Origin of the sequence: Bradyrhizobium sp. STM 3809, from assembly GCF_000239795.1 — a bacterium.
Taxonomy (GTDB): Bacteria; Pseudomonadota; Alphaproteobacteria; order Rhizobiales; family Xanthobacteraceae; genus Bradyrhizobium.
The window spans coordinates 1-6,691 of the sequence record NZ_CAFJ01000360.1; the positions used below are offsets into that span (position 1 = coordinate 1).

Annotated in this window: 7 protein-coding genes and 1 pseudogene; 4 read left to right on the top strand and 4 right to left on the bottom strand. The window is 60.8% G+C overall.

All coding sequences use genetic code 11. The annotated features are described in order from the left end of the window. Positions 1–194, top strand: a pseudogene (locus BRAS3809_RS18920) (glutathione S-transferase family protein); the annotation flags it as partial. A 181-nt stretch (positions 195–375) separates the two neighbouring features. Here the strand turns inward: BRAS3809_RS18920 and BRAS3809_RS18925 are convergent. Further along, the gene (locus BRAS3809_RS18925; protein ID WP_240535709.1) at positions 376–1,041 is read right to left on the bottom strand and encodes a hypothetical protein; all 666 of its coding nucleotides are present in this window, start codon (positions 1,039–1,041) and stop codon (positions 376–378) included. Positions 1,042–1,092: 51 nt separating this feature from the next. On the opposite strand from BRAS3809_RS18925, the gene BRAS3809_RS18930 reads away from it, so the two are divergent. Then, positions 1,093–2,058: a phosphotransferase family protein gene (locus BRAS3809_RS18930; protein WP_008963676.1), complete on the top strand. Its 966-nt coding sequence runs from the start codon at positions 1,093–1,095 to the stop codon at positions 2,056–2,058. A gap of 93 nt (positions 2,059–2,151) precedes the next feature. Then, entirely contained in the window at positions 2,152–3,219 is a 1,068-nt protein-coding gene (locus BRAS3809_RS18935) for a serine hydrolase domain-containing protein (protein ID WP_008963677.1), read from the top strand. Positions 3,220–3,418: 199 nt separating this feature from the next. Here the strand turns inward: BRAS3809_RS18935 and BRAS3809_RS18940 are convergent, their stop codons facing one another. Then, entirely contained in the window at positions 3,419–4,036 is a 618-nt protein-coding gene (locus BRAS3809_RS18940) for a GNAT family N-acetyltransferase (protein ID WP_083839130.1), read from the bottom strand. 157 nt (positions 4,037–4,193) lie between these two features. On the opposite strand from BRAS3809_RS18940, the gene BRAS3809_RS37390 reads away from it, so the two are divergent. Beyond that, complete coding sequence (locus BRAS3809_RS37390) at positions 4,194–4,544, top strand: hypothetical protein (protein ID WP_240535710.1); 351 nt, start codon at positions 4,194–4,196, stop codon at positions 4,542–4,544. Between the two features lie 120 nt (positions 4,545–4,664). Here the strand turns inward: BRAS3809_RS37390 and BRAS3809_RS36675 are convergent, their stop codons facing one another. After that, positions 4,665–4,859 (bottom strand): hypothetical protein, encoded by a 195-nt coding sequence (locus BRAS3809_RS36675; RefSeq protein WP_170323304.1) that lies wholly within the window; start codon positions 4,857–4,859, stop codon positions 4,665–4,667. Positions 4,860–5,469: 610 nt separating this feature from the next. Further along, on the bottom strand, positions 5,470–5,925 hold the full coding sequence (locus tag BRAS3809_RS18955; protein ID WP_139017379.1) for a hypothetical protein: 456 nt from the start codon (positions 5,923–5,925) through the stop codon (positions 5,470–5,472). Positions 5,926–6,691: the final 766 nt, after the last annotated feature.

Here is a 6,691-nt window from a genome sequence, read left to right on the forward strand (position 1 = left end):
CGCCCTACATGGCGGGCGATGCGTTCACCGCGGCGGACATCTCCGTCGGCTACGCGCTCGAGATGGCGCGCAAGAACGCCGGCGTCGTGTTCGACGCCCCGGTGCAGGCCTACATGACGCGGCTGCGCGCCCGCCCCGGCTATCAGCGGGCGCTGGCGACCTGCCACGCGACGCGGCGCTGGTGGGCGAGCTAAGCGGGCGCACTCGACTTCAATCCATCGCGATGCTGTCGCGGAGTTTGGTGCGCTGTCAGCGAAGACCTTGTCTGTTTCCGCATCGTCATGGCCGGACTTGTGCCGGCCATCCACGTCGTTCGGCACGGAAGCTTGGCATAGAGGTGACAGCCTCCGCTAAGAATAACGGTTGCCGGCCCCGCTAGGCGCTTGCCGGGCCGGCTTCCTCCTTCCAGAACCAGGGCCGCGCGCTCGGCAGGAAGACGAACACCAGCGCCGTGGCCTGCACGATGGCCTGCAGGATCAAGAGCACCGCGACGGTCGGGTTCACCGGTAGCACGTCCGTCAGATTTCCAAAGGCCGCCGGCAACCCCAACAGGAATATAGCTGCCAGGAGCCAGCGTACCCAATTGATCCGCCGCCGCGCAGCAAGCCACGTGAAAAGCAGCCCAAGGAGGATGGTTGAAGCCAGGCCGGCAAGGACCATGATGTTCATCACCTCGAATTCCGTGGTCAGGAGAGAGTCGGGGATGTGCTCGTTCGCGCCCTGGTGGACAGCCCTGGCGACCATCCGGTGCCAGTCGAGCGGGGCTATCAGGCAACCGAACAGGAGGGAGCCCCACAACAGCTTCTCGAACCACCAGACGGACTTCGGCATGTCTTCGGTCACGACTAATCTCCTGGATGTGAACTGTCCCGTGCCGGGCAGCTTCGACAGCGCCTCTAGCGTACGGTCGGCCTGCGTGCTGTGGATCGTCATGCGCGATTGAGCATGGATGACCGCGCAGGAAAGCATTGCATCCAAAGGTTGAAAATTCTTATGGGCCGTTCCGGCCGGCGCGGGGGTCGATCGTCTCTCGCCGCTCACGGTTGCAGCCTTCGCTCGAAGTCGTTAGCTGGAAGCTCTCCTTCGGAGACGATGACGGTGGCGCCGACGCGACGACTGACGTTTGATCTAGGTCTCCAGCAGGTTCGAGGGATTGTGCGCGACCTCGATACAACCCTTGAGCCTGTGAAGGTCAGCCGTCTTCACGGCGGCAGCACCGAGGTCTATCGGGTCGACCTGGACGGGGGCGGCGCCCCCCTGGTGCTCAAGATCTACGGCGACGAGCCGGCATGGGCCCCAGCCAAGGAGGCGCTGGTCGCCGGCTTCATTCCCGGCGATATCGGGGTTGCGCTCCCGCGCTGGTTGTGTGTGGACGAGCGGCGCCTGCACCTGCCGCTCCGGTTCGCGCTGATGACCTGGCTGCCGGGTGAGACGGTGCGCGCGCTGATGGCGACCCTCGATGTCGCGCCTATCTATCGGCAGATGGGCGAGCTGTTGCGGCGTCTGCATCGGATCCCGATGAGCGCCTACGGCTATATCGGCGCGACCGGCGTAATGGCCCCCGAACCCACCAACGATGCTTACATGCGCGGAGCTTTCGCCGCCGCTTTCCGCGAATTCCGCGCGCAAGGCGCGGACGCCGACCTCGCACGACGCCTGGAGATCGAAGCGGAATCCCGCTACGGCCTGCTGGCTTGCAGTCGCGGTCCCGTGCTTTGCCATGACGATGTCCATCAGGGCAATGTGCTCGTGACGCGCGACCCGGCCGATGGCCTCCGCCTGTCCGGTCTGGTCGATTTCGGCAATGCGCGCGCCGGCGACGCGCTGTTCGATCTGGCCAAGGCGCTGATGTGCGCGACCCATGAGGACCCGCGAAGCCCCGAGCCGCTGCTTGCGGGCTATGGCCCGATCGACCATCCAGACCCGGTCGAGGCGATCTGGCTCTACACGCTGTTCCATCGCCTCTCCATGTACAACTGGCTCACCCGCCTGGGCGACGATCCCGGATCGAGCGGACCCGGCGGATTGTTGCGCGACCTGAGGGAGATGAGCCGGTAGCCTTGGGATGATGGCCGGCAAGGAGGCATTGTACTCGACCCCCCGGGGTGGAATCTGGCTCTTCTTCGGCCATTGCAATCGGGGGCTTCTTCCATGCTTGATGACGGATGGGCCGTTGCCTCTCCCGCCGCTGTCGGACTTGACTCCGTCGCACTCGCCGGGCTCGAGGCGTTTCTCAAGCAATGGCCGAAGCGAAACGTCCACGCTGTCGTCGTCGTCCGGCGTGGGAAGCTGGTGTTCGAGCGATATTTTCGTGGCCGGGAGCGCCGCTGGATGGCGTGGGCGGAGCCGGTACAATTCTCTCCGGCAACAAAGCACGACATTCGTTCGATCTCGAAAAGCGTGACCTCGCTTCTCATCGGCATCGCGCTCTCCGAGGGGAGATTTCCTCCGCTCACGTCTTCCGTCGTGGACTACTTTCCAGAATACGCCGAGCTGCGGACAGCCAGGAATGCCCGTATCACCTTCGAGAACCTGCTCACGATGTCCCATGGGCTGCGGTGGGATGAAGGCGCCGCTTGGAAGAGCCGGCGCAACAATGAACGGCAACTGCTCGAAGCCAACGACCCGTGCCGCTACGTGCTGGAGCAGCCGATGGCGTTGGCTCCCGGCGTGTCGTTCAACTACAGCGGCGGCGCGACCACCTTGCTGGGTGCTGCCCTGGTCAAGGCGGTTGGCCAACGGATGGATGCATTTGCCGCTCAGAAGCTGTTCGGTCCGCTTGGCATCACGGATGTCGAGTGGTTGAGCTTTCCCGGTAACGCCGAGCCTGCGGCCTTTGCCGGCTTGCGGCTACGGCCTCGCGATCTCGCCAAGCTGGGTCAGCTCATGCTGGCCGACGGGCGCTGGGACGGCAGTCAGGTCGTACCTGCTCGGTGGGGCGCCGGTTCGACGGCGCCGCGGATGAATGCCGAGGGGCACGGGGCGCTCTATTACGGCTATCACTGGTGGCTTGGCCGTTCCCTGTTCAATGGACAAGACTTGGCCTGGATCGCCGGCTTCGGCAGCGGCGGCCAAAGACTGTTCATCTTGCCGGCGCTCGATCTTGTCGTCGTCGTGAATGCTTTCGACCACAGACATTCGATCCCGCTGGCCATCCTCAACCGATTTGTGCTGCCTGCCGTGACTGACTATTCCATCTCTCCGAAACGGTCAGGCTGAAGTCGACGGATTGGCCTTCGGCCAGATTGGCGGGCTACTGAAGAAGTGTAACGTGAGAAACGACATTCGCGGAGCCTACTCGATGGTCCGGGATGGACCGGGTTCAGACATTCACTCGGACATCAATCCTGCTTTCGCAGTTTCAATAGCTGAAAGGGCTTCCGCAGCCTCCTGCGATCGGAATGCCCAGCAATATGCGTCACAGCCTTTGGAACTCATCGCGAGAAAGGCGCCAACATGAGGTTGGAAAAGTGCCGGAGCGTACTGGAAGCACGACGGGCAGTTCGGACTGCCATCGTAACCCCGCCTTACGGAGCACAGCTTCTGAAGCTGTATTGGCGGTCATCGCCCGCGCAGTGACAGCCTCGGCCTCTGTAGCGCCGAAGATATAGGCGATGATCTCCCTACAGGCTTCGGTTGCATACCCTCGTCGCCAATGGACTGGAGACACGATGTAAGCCAACTCCGCCTCCATGTCCTTGATCTGGTATCCGATCATTCCGATCACGTCCTTCCGATCCAGAAGGACCATGGCCAGATTGCGCCGATCGCGGCTCGCCACGCTCTGAACATGCAGGATGAAGCCTCTGGCTCCATCATCCGGATAAGGATGGGGGATCGATGCCGTTGTCAGAGCAACACGCGGGTCCGTCACGATCGATTGGATGGCGTCCGCATCCTCAATTCGAGGCGTTCGCAACCGCAGGCGCTCTGTCGATAACTCTAGCAGGTCCACCGCGATTTCTCCACCGTAGGACTTCGTCTCTTCCTCAAACGCTTGGTGTGCGCAAGGTCGTCCAGGGGCGAATACAACCATCAAGCCCTCCGGCAGACAATTCAGCCTACATGCCAACAAAAGAAATCCCCAGAGCCGAACGAAGGGTCCGGGATGGAAAGACGCTGCAGTCAGCGAGAGCTTTGACACTATTTCAAGCAATATCCTTTAGAATATCACACGGATCGAGGTGCCCTTTATGTTTGATCAGCCGTCATTTTGTAAGATCTTGCGGATCAGCGCAGTGATCTGCTTCGCAATAGCGGTTTTGACTGTCACCCTGAGAGTCAGCACCGGAGGCTCGTCTTGTCCGGCGCTCGTCGGAGCTCCCCTCCCGGTCTTCGTGTCCGTCATTCTCGGATGGATGTCGATATCGTGGCGGAGAAGTCTCGACCAGATCGCGGCCACGAAAGCACGGCTCGACGACATGGGTCTTCCAAGCACCTATTTGGAGAACATCAACTACAACATTCTGCTCGGTGCCGTCATGGCGGGATTTGTCGGCTTTTCAGCGCTCCCCCTGATTCTCTATTTCACGCAGTGCTCGTAAATCTTCGAGACGGTTGTCCGGCGATGCGCCTCATCTCCGTCGGTCTTGCAATTGACTGCCATGCAGGCCCACGTGACCATAATGAACTCGCGCCGTCGCATCGCTCTCCCCCAGATGTGGTCAGGCGGCCTTTCGGGAGCAAAGAATGCGCGCACGAATATGGGGCCGTTTGATCGGCCTCGCGGTGATCGAGCTCGCAATATGTGTTTCGTGGCTGTTCGGCGTCAACCGAATGCTCGTGCTGGTCGCGATGATCGGCTTGCCAATACTCGCTATCACGGTCGCACTGCCGATCGCGATGCTGATCAGGTCCAATCGTATCCCAACCCAAGATCGGCCAGCTTCGAAATCAAGCTAGACCGTTGGGAGCCACCTCCGATCCGCCGCTGTCCCTCACCCCAACCCTCGCTCTGTCATGAACCGGAGATAAGAGCGCGCCGGCATCGCTCCGCTCACCTTCGACTCTCTCCATGGACGTACGGCTTATGGCCGATCTGCAGTGTCGCCGTCGGCGTCAACTTGTCATCGTGAGGAGCGCCGCGCCGTACGCCGCCTGATGCGAGGCGAGACTGTTTCGGGCAATATCCGGGTTCACCGACCAAAGCTCGTGAGACCGCGGATGTCCCGTCCGCCTCTACCCTCCGGGCTTAGGGTTCCGCTCATCCAGGCTACGGTGCTGTGTCTTGTCGAACCGCGGAGCCAGTCCAATGCACCGGGCGTCCAGGTGTCTTTGACCAATTGCCTGAGTAGTCATAGGTGACCGTGGCAGCACCATAAACGAAGTCTTCGGCTGCATCGACTTGAATCGAGTTGACTGAGAGGGTGTTCCAATCGGTCAAAGAACGTTCTGCATAATCTCCAATCGCGATATAGAAGGAGAGTTGAGGCGTCAGCGTCTTTGTTTGCTGCGGCTCGGGAGACCACGTCATGCCGATAGAACCAGCAGGCGTCTGAATTCCGAAGGATTGGTTCGAAAACCAATTGCCGCTCTCATTCTTGGCTTTGTCGAAGGCATTGTTAAAATTGAGATCGAGTTCGCTGAACCTTGATTCCCCAGCCACTGCATCGTCGGAGTCTTCTGCGGGGGGATGGTTCGATAACTTGCCTGCCACTGATCGTTGAGGGACACCGGCATGGTGATCTGAGGGACGATCTCGACGTTCGGGCCGACCGCTTTATGGCTGGCCCCAACCCCGATGATGTACAGGAGGGGGATCTGGAAGTACAGACCAGGCCGGGCGTCACGAGGCTCCACCAAAAGCGAGGCGCTGGATACCGCATAGACTCCGGGATCTCCAGCGATCTCCACCGGGCGCTTCAGAAAACACCAAAAGACGTGTTCGGATGTGGAGTTGTTGACGATATAAATTGTATAATTCATGAATGCGTCCTCCAGCATATTCAGGGTCAGGCGACTGCGCCTCCCAAAACCGTGCACTGAAATGAATACCAAGAGGCCCGTCCGAGTAGTGGCCTACTCCGTGGGACACGGGCAAACGATTGACTACGATAGAAAACTCGAAAGAGAGAAATCAACGTGCGATTGTATTGGGTGGGTATTAGCTGTCAAGCGAGTCGGATGCTCTGGTCATGGAGACAAGATCCACAGTTGGCGAGCGCGATCAGTTGGTGTTGGTTCGCCGTGCCGCGCGCTCCCCGGGCCACACTATCGATCGCGTCGCTCGCACGCGGGCGATGGGCGCGTGCCCGTCGGGCAAATCAGGTGTCGCGGATGGGCGTCGGATCGGTCGAGGTCATGCCGGCGACGCGTCGACAGTTCGTGGCGGCGGGCTGAATTTGCTAGCTAGATCAAATATCTTCCGCGTCACACGGGGGCGCGCGAAGAAAAAGCTTTCGCTTTTACAGAAATCGTGCATGATGCGTGCATCCTGTCCCGCCGAGAGGGGCGTAGCGCGCGATCGTCACGACACGTGGGGCAGGGATGCGGTGGCCGTGAGACGTTGCAGCATGTGCTTGCACATGTGGACGAACGACGCGTCACGGACGTGAAGTCGTGTGGTCCTGGCCTCCCGGTGCCGAGGTCAAGCGCGTGACGAGGCTTCTGGTCTCGCACGATGTGACGGGGTCAATCAGCCGGTCCCCGAGGAGAGCGCGAAGGAAGCGTTAAGACCGCCGCGCAGGGAATG

Bases quoted from the DNA above. Each gene is read 5' to 3' on its own strand.
- BRAS3809_RS18935 (WP_008963677.1), top strand. From the start codon at position 2,152: ATGCTTGATGACGGATGGGCCGTTGCCTCTCCCGCCGCTGTCGGACTT.
- BRAS3809_RS18955 (WP_139017379.1), bottom strand. From the start codon at position 5,925: ATGAATTATACAATTTATATCGTCAACAACTCCACATCCGAACACGTC.
- BRAS3809_RS18940 (WP_083839130.1), bottom strand. From the start codon at position 4,036: ATGGTTGTATTCGCCCCTGGACGACCTTGCGCACACCAAGCGTTTGAG.
- BRAS3809_RS18930 (WP_008963676.1), top strand. From the start codon at position 1,093: ATGACGGTGGCGCCGACGCGACGACTGACGTTTGATCTAGGTCTCCAG.
- BRAS3809_RS37390 (WP_240535710.1), top strand. From the start codon at position 4,194: ATGTTTGATCAGCCGTCATTTTGTAAGATCTTGCGGATCAGCGCAGTG.